The 18,455-nt window shown below is 40.7% G+C and carries 17 protein-coding genes; 11 read left to right on the plus strand and 6 right to left on the minus strand.

Annotated elements, in window-relative coordinates; genetic code table 11:
* Window positions 1–278 precede the first annotated feature (278 nt).
* The 6 genes from ACQKKO_RS19170 to ACQKKO_RS19195 all read left to right on the plus strand — a co-directional run bounded on the left by ACQKKO_RS19170 (window position 279) and on the right by ACQKKO_RS19195 (window position 8,530).
* On the plus strand, window positions 279–3,293 hold the full coding sequence (locus ACQKKO_RS19170) for a GNAT family N-acetyltransferase (RefSeq protein ID WP_498650045.1): 3,015 nt from the start codon (window positions 279–281) through the stop codon (window positions 3,291–3,293).
* Window positions 3,290–4,144, plus strand: coding sequence for an amidohydrolase family protein (locus tag ACQKKO_RS19175; protein WP_498650047.1), 855 nt, complete (start codon window positions 3,290–3,292; stop codon window positions 4,142–4,144). Before ACQKKO_RS19170 ends, ACQKKO_RS19175 begins: the two co-directional genes overlap by 4 nt.
* A 118-nt stretch (window positions 4,145–4,262) precedes the next feature.
* The gene (locus tag ACQKKO_RS19180) at window positions 4,263–4,829 is read left to right on the plus strand and encodes a chromate transporter (protein ID WP_498650048.1); all 567 of its coding nucleotides are present in this window, start codon (window positions 4,263–4,265) and stop codon (window positions 4,827–4,829) included.
* Window positions 4,830–4,841: 12 nt separating this feature from the next.
* Window positions 4,842–5,372, plus strand: coding sequence for a chromate transporter (locus ACQKKO_RS19185; protein ID WP_498650050.1), 531 nt, complete (start codon window positions 4,842–4,844; stop codon window positions 5,370–5,372).
* 72 nt (window positions 5,373–5,444) lie between these two features.
* The gene (locus ACQKKO_RS19190) at window positions 5,445–7,217 is read left to right on the plus strand and encodes a M3 family oligoendopeptidase (protein ID WP_498650051.1); all 1,773 of its coding nucleotides are present in this window, start codon (window positions 5,445–5,447) and stop codon (window positions 7,215–7,217) included.
* A 344-nt stretch (window positions 7,218–7,561) separates the two neighbouring features.
* Window positions 7,562–8,530 carry a bile acid:sodium symporter family protein gene (locus tag ACQKKO_RS19195; RefSeq protein WP_498650053.1) on the plus strand — a complete coding sequence of 323 codons (969 nt, stop codon included), beginning with the start codon at window positions 7,562–7,564 and terminating at the stop codon, window positions 8,528–8,530.
* 177 nt (window positions 8,531–8,707) lie between these two features.
* On the opposite strand, the gene ACQKKO_RS19200 is transcribed toward ACQKKO_RS19195, so the two are convergent.
* The 3 genes from ACQKKO_RS19200 to ACQKKO_RS19210 all read right to left on the minus strand — a co-directional run bounded on the left by ACQKKO_RS19200 (window position 8,708) and on the right by ACQKKO_RS19210 (window position 11,386).
* Complete coding sequence (locus ACQKKO_RS19200) at window positions 8,708–9,739, minus strand: cytochrome d ubiquinol oxidase subunit II (protein WP_498650054.1); 1,032 nt, start codon at window positions 9,737–9,739, stop codon at window positions 8,708–8,710.
* Between the two features lie 14 nt (window positions 9,740–9,753).
* Window positions 9,754–11,106, minus strand: coding sequence for a cytochrome ubiquinol oxidase subunit I (locus ACQKKO_RS19205; protein ID WP_498650056.1), 1,353 nt, complete (start codon window positions 11,104–11,106; stop codon window positions 9,754–9,756).
* A gap of 124 nt (window positions 11,107–11,230) precedes the next feature.
* Complete coding sequence (locus tag ACQKKO_RS19210; protein WP_498650058.1) at window positions 11,231–11,386, minus strand: FbpB family small basic protein; 156 nt, start codon at window positions 11,384–11,386, stop codon at window positions 11,231–11,233.
* A 246-nt stretch (window positions 11,387–11,632) separates the two neighbouring features.
* Here ACQKKO_RS19210 and ACQKKO_RS19215 point away from each other — a divergent pair, with 246 nt between their 5' ends.
* Window positions 11,633–11,779, plus strand: coding sequence for a hypothetical protein (locus ACQKKO_RS19215; protein ID WP_498650060.1), 147 nt, complete (start codon window positions 11,633–11,635; stop codon window positions 11,777–11,779).
* A 401-nt stretch (window positions 11,780–12,180) separates the two neighbouring features.
* Window positions 12,181–12,540, plus strand: a complete 360-nt coding sequence (locus ACQKKO_RS19220; RefSeq protein ID WP_498650062.1) for a hypothetical protein — start codon at window positions 12,181–12,183, stop codon at window positions 12,538–12,540.
* Window positions 12,541–12,842: 302 nt separating this feature from the next.
* Here the strand turns inward: ACQKKO_RS19220 and ACQKKO_RS19225 are convergent, their stop codons facing one another.
* Window positions 12,843–14,027, minus strand: coding sequence for an MFS transporter (locus ACQKKO_RS19225; RefSeq protein ID WP_498650064.1), 1,185 nt, complete (start codon window positions 14,025–14,027; stop codon window positions 12,843–12,845).
* Between the two features lie 91 nt (window positions 14,028–14,118).
* Here ACQKKO_RS19225 and ACQKKO_RS19230 point away from each other — a divergent pair, with 91 nt between their 5' ends.
* The gene (locus ACQKKO_RS19230) at window positions 14,119–14,919 is read left to right on the plus strand and encodes a YfkD family protein (RefSeq protein ID WP_498650066.1); all 801 of its coding nucleotides are present in this window, start codon (window positions 14,119–14,121) and stop codon (window positions 14,917–14,919) included.
* Here ACQKKO_RS19230 and yfkAB read toward each other — a convergent pair whose 3' ends face one another.
* Window positions 14,920–16,041 (minus strand): radical SAM/CxCxxxxC motif protein YfkAB, encoded by a 1,122-nt coding sequence (gene yfkAB / locus ACQKKO_RS19235; protein ID WP_498650068.1) that lies wholly within the window; start codon window positions 16,039–16,041, stop codon window positions 14,920–14,922.
* A 169-nt stretch (window positions 16,042–16,210) separates the two neighbouring features.
* On the opposite strand from yfkAB, the gene ACQKKO_RS19240 reads away from it, so the two are divergent.
* Window positions 16,211–16,402: an SE1561 family protein gene (locus ACQKKO_RS19240; protein WP_498650070.1), complete on the plus strand. Its 192-nt coding sequence runs from the start codon at window positions 16,211–16,213 to the stop codon at window positions 16,400–16,402.
* A 7-nt stretch (window positions 16,403–16,409) separates the two neighbouring features.
* Entirely contained in the window at window positions 16,410–17,054 is a 645-nt protein-coding gene (locus ACQKKO_RS19245) for a histidine phosphatase family protein (RefSeq protein ID WP_498650071.1), read from the plus strand.
* A gap of 48 nt (window positions 17,055–17,102) precedes the next feature.
* Here ACQKKO_RS19245 and ACQKKO_RS19250 read toward each other — a convergent pair whose 3' ends face one another.
* On the minus strand, window positions 17,103–18,446 hold the full coding sequence (locus tag ACQKKO_RS19250; protein ID WP_498650073.1) for a hemolysin family protein: 1,344 nt from the start codon (window positions 18,444–18,446) through the stop codon (window positions 17,103–17,105).
* Window positions 18,447–18,455 lie beyond the last annotated feature (9 nt).

Here is an 18,455-nt window from a genome sequence, read left to right on the forward strand (position 1 = left end):
AAAATATTTTTATCTCTTTAAAAACCTTAAAACCATTGATACATTAACTTTTTCGGAGGGAGTCTCGGGTTCTCCCTCCGCTTGTTCAAATAAAACCTCGAATGGCGAATGATTCTGCACTCGAATCATTCGCCATTTTCTAATTGAATTTTAGTACTGTCCCGATTTCTTCTTTTTTATCCTCGATACTATGCTACCGTTCAGCCTTTTTACTTTCTGATTTACAAATCGAGGAAATATTCATACAATGACAAGAGATGTAAAAAGGGGTGTGACACGTGTTAACGTATGACATTATTGAGTATGATGAAAGCTTTGCAGCGGCTGTTGCAAAGATGTGGAATGAAAGTAGAGAAGGCTGGGGTGGAGATTCCGAAGTTGAGACGGAAGAAGATCGCAGAACGGCTGAACAAACAAACGGAAATATTCTTACGTTACTCGCATTTGATGGAGAGTCTGTGATTGGCTACTGCGGATTCTCTGAATATAAAGGAGACGAGGGCGCACTTTATATTCCCTTATTAAATGTACATCCGGCGCACCACGGAAAAGGTGTGGGAAAACGCCTGGTTCTTGAAGCAGTCAAACGTACCACCGAACAAGGCTGGCCGAGACTGGATTTGTACACCTGGCCAGGTAACACAAAAGCAGTTCCTCTATATAAGCGGTGTGGATTCTTCTGGGAAGAGCGAGATGATCGCGTTCATTTATTAAACTTCATTCCAAAAATTTTAAGTCATCCTGTGTTAGGACAATATATTCAAGCGTCCACGTGGTACGCAGATCTTAAGCGAGAGATTGAGATCAAGCCAGATGGCGAGAGAGAAAATGGATTTGTGTATTATACATATCAGTTTGAAACGAAGAACGGACCTGTTTCGGCCAAGATTGAGCAGAGTGGAAGAGGGATATCCAGCTTCTCAACTAAAGACTATGAAGTTGAATTTACATTATCCACTCACCTATTATTGCTTTCAGGTGAATATGAGGGCACGTTACGTATTCGTGCTAAAAACGATTCCATCCAGCTTAAAGCAGCGGTAGAGGATCATCCATACATTTCAGCTAAGGCTCATATTGATGAACAAGTATCTGGTACCCAATTATTTTCGATTCCTTTTCGTGTTGAGCAGGCGCCTGAGCTCCAACAATCCAAATGGAAAACACATCCTAAGCTCACCTTGACTGTTTTAATAAATGGGGAGGAATTCCAGCTTGAGGTAGGTACGAACATTCAAAAGCCTGTTACCATCGAGCCGTATCTGCTAAAAGACCAGGGACTTTATTGCTTACAGGTGAAAAATCAATTAGACGAGGTACAGAAGTTGACGATGGATGTAAGGGGGTTTCAGGAACCTGTTGAGCTAAGCCTTAATCCATCTGAGAAACAAGTAATTACGGCTCCTCTTTTTCAAAAAGAAGCAGGTGAAATGAAGATCAACATCCAGATCCAATCGACACTTAATTGGCTTGTCTCAAGCTATGAGGAAACCGTACATGTGGCGATTCCATCCAGAAATGAAGCCTTTGTCATGGAGACTCCCGCATTTCTCTATTTGTACAACGGGGCATATGTTATGAAATGGAGTAAAGAAGATCATGTGGCAACGTTAGAGGATGCCTTTACTTCTAAGAAAATCCCGCTTGTTTTTACCCACCCAATCATTGGTAAGCCTGCAACGCATGTGTTAGCTAAACAAACCTGGACTCGTTATAGCTGGGAAAAACAAACTGCAGGAATTGAGCTAAGGCTTGAATATGCGCTCAGAGAGCCTGAGTGCACGATTACACGAATCATTCATTGGTCAACTGCTGGAGAGTTAACGATGGCACTCGAGCTATCTAATCATAAACAACATCTAAAGGATGTTTATGTCGGTCAGCTCTTTTACGCAGAAGAGGAGCAAGTAGTCTTTCAAATGAATGATTCATTACTTGCTGCAGATGATGCTGCACTTGATCTGTTACCTCTGGAGCAGATTAGTGAGCCGTGGATGTTTATTAATGGAGGCTCCCATACCTTTGCATTTGAATGGGCAAATGATGCCAAATTATACACGCCAAGCTGGCAAGCTGTATTTGAACAGCATGCACGCGACATCACTGCTAATGAACCTCACACATTCGAACCATTAAAAATTGGAATCGATGTCTATAAAGATTGGGAGACGTTTCAGCCGAATGCTACAAGCCTACCAATCAAACCACTGATGAATCTGACGTTTGCTGATGGTCATGGTTTTTATAAGCCTGGAACAAAACAAAAGCTTATTCTAGAACAATTCTCTCAAGAGATCACAAGTGGCAGGTTACGTCTGAATCATGAGAATGAAGAAGAGGTCTATCTTGAAGGCTTGGATCGATATTCATTAAATGAGGCATTCCACTCGGAATCAGTTACCAATCTTAATGTCGAGCTTGAAACGGATTCAAGTAAATCCAGCTATTCGTTAAAGGGTATTCCTTTTGGGGAAGGTGAGGTTACTGAGAGTGTTGATCATGAGCATGGGATGGATGTATGGACCATCACGAATGGCAAGCTAACCTTTAAAGTGGCACCTGATTATTTTCCAACGATGTATTCGCTGCAAACACAAACGAAAGAGTGGTTGGATCATAGCTTTCCAAAACCTGGACCGAAGTCTTGGTGGAACCCTTGGGGTGGTGGCATTCACTCAATCCCTAACAACGTGAACTTATATACGATCCTAAAGCAGAAAATAAGTACGACTTTCGTAAATCAAACAGATCAATGGGGACATCAGTGGCAAGGGATTAAGCTTTCTGTAGAGTTTACAGATCATGAACGGTGGAAAGGCTTAAAGCTAAAGCAGTATTATGTTACGCTGCCAGAGAGCCCTATTATTGCAACATTCTATGACATTGATTACCCAAATCAATTGCTTCATGCGGATGCTATAAAATCAATCGCCTTTCTGGAGAAGAAAGAAGCTTCGTTACACTTCTATCCGTTCGATTCAGACGATTCAATAAACAAATCCGGATCAGAAGAGCTCGAGGTCTCTGTTTCCTCAATGAGTCATGTCACTAGAGTCTGGGATGAGAGAGTTCAAGAAGGGTTGGCTATTATCTCAACTGATGCAGAAAATCAACGATCTGTGTATTCAAATGCTGAAGCACTTGTGTATGATGTAAGTAAAGAATACACGGCTTTATTATCTGATTCCAGTATCCGTTCTAAGCCAATCTTTTATTGCGTGACAGATGAGCATTCTTCTACGTCAGGATGGGAATGGCTAAAACAACTTAGATTTACGGAGGTCAATGTATGAAGGTAATTGATGCACACCTGCATTTCTCAAACATTCAATCATTCAAAGATACAGCAACGGATTTGTCTGAGATCTCGTATGATGCAGCAGGATTAATGAGAGAATATAAAGAAGCGAATGTGGTACTTGGAATCGGTATGGGTGTGACCGAACGTGTGCCAGGAGAGTTTCCCGATCGAACAACCTCAAGCTTGATGGGGTTGGATCTGGAACATCGTCCAAAAGAAATCATGTGCTGTATTGGGATTAATCCATTTCTATTTACCGAGGCTTCTTTAGTCGAGTTAGAAGAGGAATTACAAAAGGATTGGATTGTTGGAATTAAAATTTATTTAGGTTACTATCCTTACTATGCGTACGATGATGTGTACCAGCCGATTTACCGATTGGCTAAGCATTATGACGTACCCATTGTGTATCATACTGGTGATACATATGCAGAAAAAGGTTTATTAAAATACTCTCATCCATTAACCATTGATGAGGTCGCAGTCGAGCATCGAGACGTACGGTTTATGATGGCGCATTTTGGTGATCCATGGTGCTTAACAGCAGCAGAAGTGATTTATAAAAATCGTAATGTCTATGCTGACTTGTCGGGGTTAATTGTTGGAACACATGAAAGAGTAGGTCGTCATTTTGATCGAGATAATCGATACTTTGATCATTTACGCCAAGCATTGGTGTATAGTGATAGCTATGATCGTCTACTCTTTGGAACAGACTGGCCGCTTGTGCAAGTTAAACCGTACATGGAATGGCTAGCTGATATGATTCCAGAAGCCTTTCATGAGGATTTCTTTTATCATACGGCAACAAGAGTGTTCCCTAAGATCAATAAGTTTCTATAAGTAATAAAGAGAAAGACGCTTCTTACCTTTTGATAGGGGAGAGGCGTTTTTTGATTGTCAGATGGTCATAATTCGATTAGTATTAAGGAGATTATGCCTGATGGGTAGGAGGAGTAGAATGAATTTGTCACTACAGAAAGATTTATTTATCGCGTTTTTCAGGTCAACCATGCTTGGGTATGGTGGGGGACCGTCCGCGATTCCACTTGTTCACGATGAAGTGGTGAAGCGCTACAAATGGATGGATGATGAGGAATTCGCAGATGTACTGGCGATCGGAAATACGCTTCCTGGACCGATTGCAACAAAGATGGCTGGCTATATTGGCTATCGTTTAGGTGGATGGACCGGCATGCTGAATGCTTTATTTGCCACAGTCATTCCAACCGTTGTGATTTTGATCGTTCTACTAAGTATCTTAGCATCATTCAGTGAATCATCGATTGTAGAAGGAATGACTCAAGCAGTTACACCTGTTGTTGGCGTCATGCTTTTAGTGATGACATACAATTTCACTAAGCAATCTGGAAAAGGTTTGGGATGGGTTTGGACGAGTATTTTAGCTGTTGTTAGTTTGGTTGGCATGCAGTTTTTGGGCATTCATCCCGCTATTATTATTGTTATTTTAATTTGTTATGCCTTATTTAAGCCGACACAAAAGCAAAAAGAAAATCAAACAAGCTAAAAGGAGAAACGAATGGTTTATATACATTTATTTATCGCATTTTTCATTCCCGGCATTGTTGGATATGGTGGAGGACCTCCTTCCATTCCTCTTGTTCAAAATGAAGTAGTGAATCGTTATGGCTGGATGACAAACCAGGACTTTGGGGAACTAGTTGCCCTAGCTAATGCTTTACCGGGTCCAATTGCGACCAAGCTTGCGGGTCAAATAGGATATGAGGTGGCAGGTATTCCAGGAGCAGCAGTCGCCTTATTCGCAACGGTCGCTCCAACGGTCTTTTTAATGATTATTCTATTAAACATCCTATTGAAGTTTAAAGATTCACCGAAGATTAAACTACTAACCAAATTAATCAAACCAACGATTGCGATTCTACTCGGAATCCTAGCATTTGAGTTCTTTGTCACATCGTGGGATGGGGCAGGATCGGTTCAAACGATTATTTTAATTGTAGCGAGTCTCTTCTTACTCGAGAAGTTTAAAGTGCATCCAGCTTTTGTTATCTTAGGGTCTCTTATATATGGAGCTATTTTTCTATCATAAAAATGATGCTATCTTCTGAAAAATTTGATAAACTAAGTATTACGTAATCCGAAATACTTAGGAGGAGATACTATGTATTATCCAAAAAATTGGGACTTGGAAACGTTTTTTAAAGGCGGAAGTGAATCTAGTGAATTCCAGGATTTTTTAAATGAAACAGGTAAAGAGCAGAGTCAGCTTGAATCAGACTTACAAGGAACGCTAACAGAAGACGAGCTTGTAAATGGACTTGTTCGTGTACAAGACATTGCTGTAAGAGCTCAGCATGCAGGTGGCTTTGTAAGCTGTCTAACTGCACAAGATGTGAAAGACAAGCAAGCTCTTTTGCTTCAGGGACAACTTCTTGAGCTAAGTGCAAAACTGCAAAATCTGGTTGCATCTCTTGACCAAATGTTAGCTGAACTCGATGAAGAGGCTTTTGCGCAATTAATTGCTCGTCCTGAATTAAAGGATGTGACGTTTAACTTAAATGAAAAGCGTCAAAAAGCAAAGGACAAGCTTTCTCCAGAAGAAGAAAAGCTAGCTTCAGGTCTTGCAATTGATGGCTATCATGCATGGGGGAACTTCTATAATCAAGCAGTTGGACGAATGGAAATTCCGTTTGAAGAAGATGGAGAAACAAAGATTCTATCAGCAGGTCAGCTTCAAAACCGAATGAATAGCAGTGATCGTTCTGTTCGTGAAAAAGCATTTAAGGTGAATGAAGAAGCATGGCAGAAGGAAGCGGATGTGTTCTCACAAACACTTAATCATCTTGCCGGATTCCGCTTAAAGCTTTACGAGGCACGCGGATGGACAAATGTATTAAAAGAGCCGCTTTCCTACAACCGGATGCAGGAACAAACGCTAAACGCGATGTGGGATACGATTACTGCAAATAAGCCAGCGCTTTATAAATTTATGGAGAAAAAAGCAGAGCTCATCGGAGTAGACAAGCTGTCCTTCCATGATGTAACGGCGCCCCTTCCTGTGGAGAACGATCAAAAGATCAGTTATCAAGAAGCGTGTGAATTAATTATCAAGCATTTCCGTACATTCAGCCCAGAGCTTGCTGACTTCACGGAAGGTGCCCTTCGTGATGGATGGATTGAAGCAGAGGACCGCCCTGGGAAAAGACCTGGTGGGTTCTGTACGGGCTTCCCATTAAAGAAGCAATCACGTATTTTCATGACTTATGATGGATCCATGGCAAATGTGGCAACACTTGCACATGAATTAGGACATGCTTATCATACATACTGCTTAAAAGAAAAACAGCCATTTGCTCGTCAGTATGCCATGAATGTAGCTGAAACAGCTTCGACATTTGCTGAGACGATTGTAGCAGATGCTCTGGTTGAAGAAGCAACGGATAAGCGGTTAAAGCTTTCTTTACTTGAGAACAAGATTTCTCGTGCACTTGCTTTCTTTATGAATATCCACGCTCGTTTCTTATTTGAAACAAGATTCTATGAGGCACGTAAGATGAAGAGCTTATCTGTTAATGAACTGAACGCGTTGATGGAAGAAGCACAGCGCGAAGCTTACGGAGAACAGCTTTCTGCATACTCTCCAACCTTCTGGGCTTCTAAGCTTCACTTCCATATTACAGGCGTTCCGTTTTATAACTTCCCATATACATTTGGATACTTGTTTAGTCTGGGGATCTACAAGCAAGCTGCTGAGTCAGAAGGTTCGTTTGAGCAAGCTTATATCTCATTGCTTGAAGATACAGCAAGCATGACAGTAGAAGAGCTGGCTCAGAAGCACCTGCAGGCTGACCTAACAGATTCTTCTTTCTGGCAGCAGGCCATTGATGTGGTACTTGATGATGTAGAAGAATTTATTCGGTTGTCTGAACAATAAAAAAAGAGAAGCCTGAGACAAATTAGTAATAACTAATGAAAACAAGAACATAGCAACAAACCCGCTACGGGAGAATCCCTCGCACCCGCCGGGTACGGCCTCAGCCCCATCCGCGAAAAACCGTCGCTCCTGTGTCTTCACCGCGCACTTATCCACAGGAGTCTCGGGTTCTCCCTTCGCTCGTTCTATTAAATAAACGGATGGCGAATGATTCTACCTTTGAATCATTCGCCATTTTCTAGTTGGTTTTGTGTTATATCCCGGCCTTTTTCTGCACATGAAAAAATATAAATGGTAATTGTGATACACTTATCTTAAAAAGAGAAGGTTGTAGGAGAGGTTCTATGCTAGAAATCACAAATCGAATGCTTGAGCGGGCTCTGCCTTTTTTAACACCAGTAGCAGTTGTTGTTGGTGTAGTACTCAGTTCATTTGCTTCAACAATCGTTTTTATGGTTCCATTTCTGTTTTCATACATTACATTCGCGAGCAGCGTTGCTATTAGTCCAAAGGATGTGCGGAATGTCGTTCGGTATCCCGTCCCTATACTAATCAGCATGCTTATCTTACAAATTATTATGCCGGTCATTGCTTTTGGTGTAGGAAACCTTTTTTTTCCGGGGAACATCGAAACAACGACAGGACTGCTTTTAGCATTTTCGATTCCAACTGGAGTGGTCACACTGATGTGGGTTTCAATATATGGCGGGAGTCGATCGCTGACGCTTGCGATCATCTTAATCAATACGATTATCTCCCCATTTGTCGTCCCATTGACGTTAACGATCTTCATAGGAAATCAAATTTCCCTTGATACATGGGGTGTAATGAGTGGCTTAATTCTAATGGTCATTCTACCTTCTGCATTAGGAATTTTTGTTAACTATCTACGAAAAGGCAACGTCACAACGCTCAGTAAATCAATGGCTCCGTTTGCTAAACTCTGTCTGTTAACGGTTATTGCACTTAATGCATCCGTTGCAGCTCCTTATTTGTCTCAAATCGATGGATTTGTTATCAGTGTCTTTCTAGTTGTTCTTGGATTAGCGATTGCAGGTTATGTACTTGGGCTCGCCTTTGCTAAATGGCTTGGATTCTCCAATGCCACGACGATTAGTATGATGTATAACTGTGGAATGCGAAACATCGGTGTAGGCGCCGCAATAGCCGTTGTGTATTTCCCCCCGGCCGTTACGCTTCCTGTCATTATGGGTACATTATTTCAACAAATCCTCGCAGCCCTATTTGGTAAAATCGTATCAAATCGGATGAAGCGAGAAATGGTAGAGCTTGAAACATCTGTGATGAGGTAGGAAAAAGAGCCTGAGACAAAACTAAAAATGTATGAAAAATTGGCGAATGATTCGATTATAGAATCATTCGCCATTCATATTTGTAACGAAACGAGCGGAGGGATTCTCCTGTAGCGAATATTGTGCTACGTTCGTGTTTTGCTATCCACATGAATGTTATGTCTTACGCTCTTTCTTTTATTTCAACAGATATCTCTTATCCTTCATAAATAGGCGCCAGAACCAAATAAACACTGGAATTAAGACGGCCATCCCACCTGCGTATCCAAAGAGAAGTAATCTGAACATCGTCTCATTCGTAAACGCATCCTGGACTGTAATATCCGGATAAAGTAAGTAAGGTAGTTGAGCGGAGCTATAAGCAAAGCTTGCTAATCCAAATTGAATAATGATAAAAATGACAGCGAACCTAGGCTGTCCGATTTTGCGTCTTGTTTTGGCAGGCCACCACAGGGCACTATACCCAATGACAAAAGCAAGGAATGATAACCCAAGCAATATTAAACGGAAGCTATCAGTAATGTTTTCAAACATCCAAGGTGCATGTGGAATCAAGGTATAAATGGCCGCAACTGCAAAAGCGAGTGTAATTGGGCCAAGCGTCATCGCATTGCGTCGATACGTATGGTAAGTTTCCATTGAATTTGCTTCTCTGGCATAGTCACTTAGCAAAAGTGAAGAAAGGAATAGCTCAGTTGCTAACCCGAAGCCGATATGCGTATAGAAGGTTGAACTTGAAAACAATTTATCGACGAGAATGTATTGATTCACCCCATCATTCATCACATAGCCGCCAATGGCTGCTGGTAAGATGGTGATGAGTAGAGCGGGAATCAAGAGTCCTGTTAACCCAGAGAAGATAGTGAACAGCCTTGTATAGCGTTTCACACTGTGAGAATAGACCATAAAGGCACTACGAATGGTTAACAGAATTAATACTAGGCAAAACGGCACAATCATTAACGTGCCAAGCGTTGCAGCGCCACCCGGGAAAAATCCAACAAATGCTACCACAAGTAGTACTAGGAACACATTGGTTACTTCCCATGAGGGAGATAAGTATCGATTGGCGATGCTTGATGATTCAGTGTCAGAATGATTTTGGTAATACATCGCCCAAAACCCAGCACCAAAGTCGATCGAACCAGCAATCGCATAAATAAATAAGAATGCCCAAATAATCAGTAAGGCAATATGAATAGACTCCATAAACTCATTCCTTTCTACACATTGAGTTGATCATTTGTTGATTGAAATTCATCAGATACCGGATTTCGTTTAAAGTAGTAATACATGACAAGTCCGGTGATCACGAGCAAAACAATGTACAGAACGGAAAACAAAAAGAACAGGATACCGAGGTTACCCGAATTTGTAGCAGCCTCCACAGTTCGTTGTATCCCATAAATGGTCCATGGCTGTCGTCCAGTACAGCTATAGATCCAGCCCGTTTCGATTCCAATAATCGCAAGAGGTCCACAAGCGACATATGCTGCAAGAAGCCATTTAGGATAAATCACTCCATCTTGTTTGCGTCGGAGGAACCAGAATAATAGACCAAGTGCAGCAAGCCCTAATAAAGTAAAGCCAATGCCAACCATGACATTAAATAATGTATGAATGAACAAAGGTGGCCACTCATCCTGAGGAAATTCATTTAACCCTTGAATCACACCGTCTGTTGATCCAGTGGCAATCCAACTAAGTAGGCCAGGTATCTCAATTCCACCAATGACGCTTTCTGTTTCCACACTAGGTGTCCCAAAAATGGTAAGGGCGGCATTATCAGTCGTGTTAAACAATCCTTCCGAGGCAGCAAGCTTGATTGGAAGCTCTTCATACAACATAACAGCCGTTTCGTGACCCGACAGAGCAGTGTAGGAAGACATAATGAATGCAACCACTAAGGAAAGAAATAATCCTTTGCGATGATAAGCAATTTCCCTTTTAGATAAATGGGTATGTAATAACTTATAAGCAGCAACGGCAACCAACACAAAGGCACCTGTCATAAAGGCCGTGCCAACCACATGATTCGCTGTGACAAAAAAACTAGGCGCCTTAATCGCAGCAAGAGGATCAACATTGACCACTTGTCCATCTACAAGATCAAATCCACGCGGCGTATTCATCCATGCATGTGCATTTGTAATCAGAATGGCAGAGGCAGAAGCTCCAAAGGCAACAAAAAAGACAGCAATTAAACGCGTCACGGGTCCTAAACGATCCGCTGCATACACATAAATAGATAGAAACAAAGCCTCTAAGAAAAAAGCAAAGATCTCAATTTGAAAGGGAAGGGCAATCACTTCTCCTACAATTTCCATAAACTTTGGCCATAATAGTGAGAGCATAACGGCGACAATGGTGCCTGAAGGAATCGCAACTCCAAGTAGAACAGCCGCTCCTTTTGTCCATCGTTTGGCAAGTAACGCATAATCATCATCCTTCTTAACTAAACGCATAATTTCTGCAAGAAGAATCATAAGAGTGATCCCAACTGTTAACGTTGCAAAAATAATATGAAAGGCCATAGATGACCCGAACAGCATTCTTGACAATAAGACACTATCCAATGTTTTCAATCCTCTCCAGTGATGTTACATCTACCTTGTGTAAAAGAAGAGGAAATATGCACTTGTACAGGAAGTTTTTGATGGACAAAAGAAAAACACGCCTAATGTCAGAGGCGTGTTCAAGTTACTTTTGTTCAACTTTTTTTAAATGCTTTAATTCTTTTTCAGCCGCGCGGGCATCTATACGATCATCCAGACGGTCCAACGCATCTTCATCTTTTAATAATTCCGAACGATTTTGGTCCATCAAATCTTCAAAGCGAATAAATTGTTTTCTCACATAATCACCTAACCATTTCTAGTATTATCACCAGTATAGCACGTTAGATTATCTTTCAAACATAAAATTATGACAATTTTTAAAATTAACACACAAAGTCGAAAAAAGACGAATGAAAAAGAACCTTGATGCTTTACAAATTAATTGAAAATTGGTACTATAACAATACAATCATACAGGAAAGACCTTTTTTTATATCTATTATCTGAGCGAGTGTTCAGTCAGACTGATGTGGAGGGGATCTTAATGACAATATCAGAGAAAAAGCGAATTGAGCTCATCGAACGACAGATTGAACAAATGAAAACAGAGCTAACAGAGCTAAAGAAAAAATCTAACAATGGATTTGAATCGTTAGAAACCGACGAACTTTTAGTTGAAGCCTATAATTGATACGATACAGCAGCTATTTACTTACGGAGTAGCTGCTTTTTTTGTGTTGAAAAGAACAGAATACCAAGAGGGAAATTAGAAGAACCAAGGCCGCAACTACATTATTACGAGAAATTCAACAATAAGTAAGCTCAGAGCACATTTCACCAAGACCGAGACCTCGATACCAAGAACTAATTCATCATCTCTATGAAAGAAGCATCTTGTACCAAGAAACGACTCCTTTTAATAAGAAAGAGCAATGTTTAACCAAGAAAAATACACCCCTTACTAAGAACCGCACCACCAAATGCCAACCCACAAATCCAAACTTCATCCTACTATCCATGTGTTTCGCTTTTATTTTAATTGAACTTACTGATATGATAAGGACAACCATGTGTCTAAGGGAGGAATTGTTGTTGAAGAAGAAGTCTGGATTGTGTAAATCACTAATTATTGGTGGAGTAGCCGTGATTGGGGTGGCTGCTGTTTTATCTAAGAAAGAATGGCGTGATCAGCTTTGTCGTGAAGCGAAGAATTTCAAGGATGTATCAACAGAAACATTCGGTTTTATTCGAGATAATCGTGAAGAGATTATTGATCAAGTGAGAGTGACAGCGAATGAAGTATCGACCATTATTTCTGATCTTTCTGCCGATTTTAGAAAGCTCTCTGAGACAGCAAATCATATTAAGTTAACATCTAAAGAAGCGATTGAATCAGCGAAGGATGCAGCATCTGAGGTAAAATATTTAAAAATTCATCAAGACGAGGAATAAGATTTTAAGATCTGCTCATACTAGGTTTACGGAAGGCAGTTCAACTGCTTTTCCTTTCCTGATACGATGTAAGTTGATGTTCAACAAGCAATAGGCTAGAAACGCTTTGTTTTTGTATACTTCTGATGAGGTGATACGCATGCACAGAGATCGTACGTTTCGAGATTGTTTTTAATAAGCAATTTAGAAGTGAGGTGTCAGTGTGAAGGAAAATAATCGATTCGACCCCAGATTGTTATTTGAATAAATCTTCGTACGTTTTTATCAGGAAGAAAAACGGCAGCATTCCGCTGCCGTTTTTTTTATAATGGATGAGTTTCTGCTTCATTACTTTGTTGCTTAAATAATAAGCCAGCAACAACAACCAAAACCAACATCCCTCCAATGGAGTAATACACACTTCCTTGCTCAACAATTTCAATAAGCCACCCTCCAATGAGGGGTCCACTAATACTGCCTAATCCAAAGCTAACAGCCATCATGACGTTTGCAGTGGGAAGAAGGTAGATTGGTACTAAATCAGCCATAAACGCAACCCCCAATGAATACAGGGATCCAACACATCCACCACCCGCCAGGAAAAGCAAGAACAACACAGTAGGTGAGTGCTCAACGGCAATCATTAGAAAGAAGCACGCGCTCCCAAGTGTGGCGATTGTCAGCAGGATAATTTTGCGTCCGAACTTATCACTAGCCAGTCCGAGAGGAAGCTGAGTTAATAGCCCTCCAACGACAAAGGCAGGTAATAAAAGTGAAACCTGATCAATGCTTAAGCCGGATCTAAGTGCATAGACAGGGTAGTTTCCGTGAAGAGATGCTTCAAGATAGCCATAAGCAAATCCAGGAAGTAATGAGAACCAAGCTATTTTTACAACAGAACGATATCTTGCCCAGGTTGTTTGAGGGGCACCAGTATCAATATCCTCAGAAGGAAATTCATTGGCAAGTCTTGATACAAATAACCAGGTTATGAAGGTAAGAACAGCGGCAATGACGAATGGTAACCATTCAGCCACTTTTAATAAATGAATCATTAAAGGACCAGCACCAAATCCAAGTCCAAAGGCTAAACCGTAAATAGAAATATTGCGACCACGGTTTTTAGCAGTACTTGTGGAGGTAATCCACACTTGTGTGGCATAGTGAACCATATTGTCTGCAATACCAATCACCATTCGTAAGACAAACCAGAACCAAAAGAAGGCCCAAACTGGAAGCAGCAATAAGCTGATGGTCATGACAAGTAAACCAACTGTAATGACTGGTTTATAACCAAACGTGCGTACAGGTCGTTCAATAAAAGGCGACGCTAAGAGCACACCTATGTATAGTGCTGTTGCATTTAATCCGTTTAAAGAGGAAGATACGCCAGCCTCTTCAAGTAGGATGGATAGTAATGGTAGGAGCATTCCTTGTGCAAAGCCTGCGATAGCTACCATTGCAATCAACATACTAAATCGATATCCCGGATGATTCACTTTCATCATATAACCCTCCACTTACTAAGAAGAAGTCATCTACATAATTCAGGACAACTTCGTTAAAACTACCTCCATATAAACCAGGAGGTAGACTTAAATGAAACGAAAACTGTGTATTGTTTTGCTACTTTGTGCATTTTTGCTCACGCCATATTCACATACTCATGCTAAGGATAAAACAGAAAACCCATATAAAGTTCCAGAATCTGCGTTGTCGATTTCAAAAGAGAACACTTATAAAAATGGAACACAGGATCTTCCATACCTTCATCCAAGTGATCTCGCCCAAGAATTTCTAGAATCAACGGATGAGGAAATTACAAACCCTGATTTGATTCGATTACTAAATGAGTCTCAAGTGGGTAATCCGTTGCTAGGACTCGGTTTACGTGTTTCTGTATACCTTGGAGAGTGGCCACTTGCTTATGAATCGGCAGGGACTGAAGTCAATTGGCAGTATCAAAAGGTGAATACAAATTATTTGGATAACCGAGGCGCAAATGCCCAGGCCCAATTGACGTATACTCAAGATCAACAAAAAAAGATTACAGGCGGACTGACGGCTGCCATTCCTAATGAAGAAGCTGTTCGCAAAATGATGATGATCCATGCTGGCGAAAAGACGGGACTGCCTCTGTCTTTTGAAACGATTATTGGTCAAGGCACACGCAAAAACCAGACCTATAATGTCTCCACACAGCAGGTCGGGTATTTGCATAGCTACGCTCCAGCGATCCATGAAAAAGGCAATGTCACCTATGGCGAGGTATATGTTGTTGTAAAGGGTGGTAAAAAGCGCCTTGAAGTGAAAAACATCACTCAACAAGGCATCGGTGCTTGGATTCCAGTACAGGATTACTTATCCTTTACGTATATGGCTAAAAATCAACCGGGTTAATCAAAGCTTGAGATTAGAGCTTCGTTCTAAGAAATGAACATCTGAGTAATATGCATCTTTTACTAAAATATTCGGACCCAAACATTTCACAGCGGGACAGTGGCATTGTACAGAACGACCGATGTCGGAGTTCATCCAAGTGTCATAGGCCTGCTGTAATGGTGTATCTTGAACATTTCCGAGCTCCGGAGTATCTCCAAAGTCAGTGACAATAATCGAGCCATCAAAGATATTAATATTAAGCCTTGAACGACCGTCCGGATCATTACGAACTGTGACGTTTTTGGCTTGATATAATCGTTCCTGAAGCTCTAGATCTTCTTTAAGATCACTGCACGGGTAAAAAGGAAGTGTACCAAATAACATCCATACATTAGGATCGCGATGATCAAGTAAAGTATGAATGCCTTTTCGTATATCTTTTAAAGAAGCCGCTTCAAGCGCGCTAGCAAAGTCAGCGGGGTACATGGGGTGGACTTCATGTCGCTGACATCCCATCTCAACAATTTGTTGGTGAATTTCTTTTAGATGCGGGATTGTCCGCTTGTTAATCATTGTTTCCGCAGAGACAAGGACACCGCGGCGAGTTAGTTCGCGTGCGTTCTCGACCATGCGATAAAAATAAGCCTCCCGTTGCTTAAGGCTTGGTTTTTTTTCCATCATCGCAAAACCGATCTCTGTAAAATCTTCTACACTTCCATAATTATGTGAGATATGGAGAACATCAAGATAAGGTAAGATCGCTTCGTATCGTTCAAGTGGCAACGTAAGATTTGAATTGATTTGTGTACGAATGCCTCGGTCATGTGCGTACTTCAGTAAAGGCACAACATATTCTTTTACTGATTTCATAGATAGCATAGGCTCTCCACCTGTAATACTTAGCGCGCGCAGTTGAGGTAACTCTTCTAGGCGACGAATAAATAGATCAAGTGGTAATGGGTCGGCATCTTTATGGCTTAATGTATAGCCAACTGCACAATGCTCACATCGCATATTACATAGTGTGGTTGTTGTAAATTCTATATTTGTTAGTCCCAGGCGTCCATGTTCTGTAATATCTAAATAAGCTTCCCATGGATCATACTCTGGGGTGATGAGTGGTTTTGAAGTCTTTAACACTTGTAGGTCTCCTTTGGTTGCCTTAGTCAAAAAGGCATATCACAAGATTTCATAGTCTATCATATCGCAATTAATAGGAAGTTAAAAGTTCCTTAATGATTTGAGCTATATGTATGATTCTGTTAAGCTCTTTAGAAGTAGCAAGAGATTGGAAGAGGGAGAGAAGAAAATGGGTGGATCAATCCATGATAAGAAACAGCAGATCGATTACTTAAGAAATCGATTGAGTTTATTACTCACATCACTTGATTCAATGGATCCTGAGGATGCTGAAGCTTCCGAAATGCAACGCATTATAGACATGCTTGAACAGATTGAGATGAAGGCGACAACGTTTAAGAAGGAATGGGAACGGGGATGACATTCAAATGAAATTATACTTAATACGACATGGTGAATCGCTTGGGAATTTGCAGGGGAAAATTCAAGGAACGATGGATTTTCCGTTATCAGATTTAGGGAAACAACAAGTTGATTTAATTAGCTCTTACTGTGAGAAGATCAATCTGGACTTTCTGTACAGTAGTGATTTGGAGCGGGCCCACGAGACTGCTAAGGCAATTGGCGAGTCCACAGGTCTTCCTGTTCAATCGTGGGAACAGATTCGTGAGGTACACCTAGGACCACTTCAAGGATTATCAAGAGCCGAAATTCGAGAACAGTACCCTGAAACAGTTGCAAACTCCATTATTACATCTGGTATTGATGGTACGGAAACGGTTGATGAACTGACGAAAAGATGCAAGAGAGTTCTTTTGCAACTGCAAAAGCAGCATTCTTCTGATTCCGTTGCACTTGTTTCACATGGTGGCTTTATTAGTATTTTTCTGATGTATGTCTTAGTTGGAGAGAAGTGGCCAGATTTTCATCGGCCATTTGTGATCGGCAATACGAGTGTCACGCTTCTTGAATGGATGGATGAGAAGGAACTGCCTTACTTACATTACACTAATCGTACTGCTCACCTAGATACACTTGAAGCAGAACAACATGCAAAAAAAGGTGTGTTATAAATAAAGGATAGTAAAAAGCCTCAGAGATTTATCTCTGAGGCTTTTATATTACGTAGAAGCAAGCTGTTGTTCAGCTACTTGATGATCTTCTTGTATCCGAATGATTTCCACTTGTTTTACTTGATGGTTATCAAATTCCTTCACTGTAAAAGTAAAGTTCTCATGCTCGATTGCTTCATTTACAGCAAGATCGTATTTTTCAGTGAGCAACCAGCCACCAATCGTATCCACATCAGTTTCATCAAGCTCGATGTTCAACAATTTATTTACGTCACCAATTAACGTCTTCCCATCGATAATATAATGATCTTCATTAATCTTGCGGATTAAAGGATCCTCTTCAATGTCGAATTCATCGTTAATTTCGCCGACGATTTCTTCAATAATATCTTCAGCCGTAATAAGACCTGCTGTACCACCATACTCATCAAAAAGAATGGCCATATGAATTTGTTGTTTTTGCATTTCAACGAGTAGATCGTTAACTGGTATGGACTCAATCACTGAAATAACTGGACGAATGTAGTCATTCAAGAAAATTTCTCTCGTGACATCGGGTGATACAATATCAGTTAACACTTCTCTGACATTAATTACTCCAAGAATATGGTCTTTGTCTCCATCTACTACTGGGAAACGTGTAAAGCGTTCTTTACGCATAAATTCTAAGTTTTTACTGATTGGATCAGCGATGGAAACCGCTGAAATTTCAGTTCGAGGAACCATGATTTCCTTGGCTACTCGATTATCAAAATCAAAGATTTTACTTACATATTTGAATTCAGACTGATTAATTTCTCCACCTTTGTAGCTGTCAGACAGAATTAAACGTAACTCTTCTTCAGAGTGAGTTACGTCGTGCTCTGACATAGGTTTCAAACCTACTGAACGAGTTAATAAACGAGCTGCTCCATTTAAGAACCAAATAAGTGGGTACATAATTAAATAAAAAGCACGTAATGGTCTGGAAACAAGCAATGTAATTCGTTCTGCTTTTTGAATCGCCAATGTTTTTGGAGCAAGCTCTCCAACCACAACGTGTAAAAACGTCATGATCGCAAATGAAACAACAAAGCTTACAGTTGTAATAACGGCACTACTGCTAATTGGTAACGCCTCAACCACCGGGTGAAGCATTTTTTCAAACGTTGGTTCACCCAAACGTCCAATTCCTAGTGCGGTAATCGTAATCCCTAGTTGGCAAGCAGATAAGTACTCGTCTAGGTTTGAAGTAACTTTTTTTGCCAGAACAGCACTCTGATGACCCTCCTGTACAAGCTGGTCAATCTTTGTACTTCTGATTTTGACGATTGCAAACTCAGAGGCTACAAAAAAAGCTGTGAGAGCAATTAATAAAGCCACGAAAAACAAATTTAAGTATAAATTGTCCAAAAAGATCCC

Source organism: Alkalihalobacillus sp. NPDC127517, from assembly GCF_050276055.1.
GTDB lineage: Bacteria > Bacillota > Bacilli > Bacillales > Bacillaceae_D > Alkalicoccobacillus.

Bases quoted from the DNA above. Each gene is read 5' to 3' on its own strand.
- ACQKKO_RS19175 (WP_498650047.1), top strand. From the start codon at position 3,290: ATGAAGGTAATTGATGCACACCTGCATTTCTCAAACATTCAATCATTC.
- ACQKKO_RS19180 (WP_498650048.1), top strand. From the start codon at position 4,263: ATGAATTTGTCACTACAGAAAGATTTATTTATCGCGTTTTTCAGGTCA.
- ACQKKO_RS19185 (WP_498650050.1), top strand. From the start codon at position 4,842: ATGGTTTATATACATTTATTTATCGCATTTTTCATTCCCGGCATTGTT.
- ACQKKO_RS19190 (WP_498650051.1), top strand. From the start codon at position 5,445: ATGTATTATCCAAAAAATTGGGACTTGGAAACGTTTTTTAAAGGCGGA.
- ACQKKO_RS19195 (WP_498650053.1), top strand. From the start codon at position 7,562: ATGCTAGAAATCACAAATCGAATGCTTGAGCGGGCTCTGCCTTTTTTA.
- ACQKKO_RS19200 (WP_498650054.1), bottom strand. From the start codon at position 9,739: ATGGAGTCTATTCATATTGCCTTACTGATTATTTGGGCATTCTTATTT.
- ACQKKO_RS19215 (WP_498650060.1), top strand. From the start codon at position 11,633: ATGACAATATCAGAGAAAAAGCGAATTGAGCTCATCGAACGACAGATT.
- ACQKKO_RS19225 (WP_498650064.1), bottom strand. From the start codon at position 14,027: ATGATGAAAGTGAATCATCCGGGATATCGATTTAGTATGTTGATTGCA.
- ACQKKO_RS19230 (WP_498650066.1), top strand. From the start codon at position 14,119: ATGAAACGAAAACTGTGTATTGTTTTGCTACTTTGTGCATTTTTGCTC.
- ACQKKO_RS19240 (WP_498650070.1), top strand. From the start codon at position 16,211: ATGGGTGGATCAATCCATGATAAGAAACAGCAGATCGATTACTTAAGA.
- ACQKKO_RS19245 (WP_498650071.1), top strand. From the start codon at position 16,410: ATGAAATTATACTTAATACGACATGGTGAATCGCTTGGGAATTTGCAG.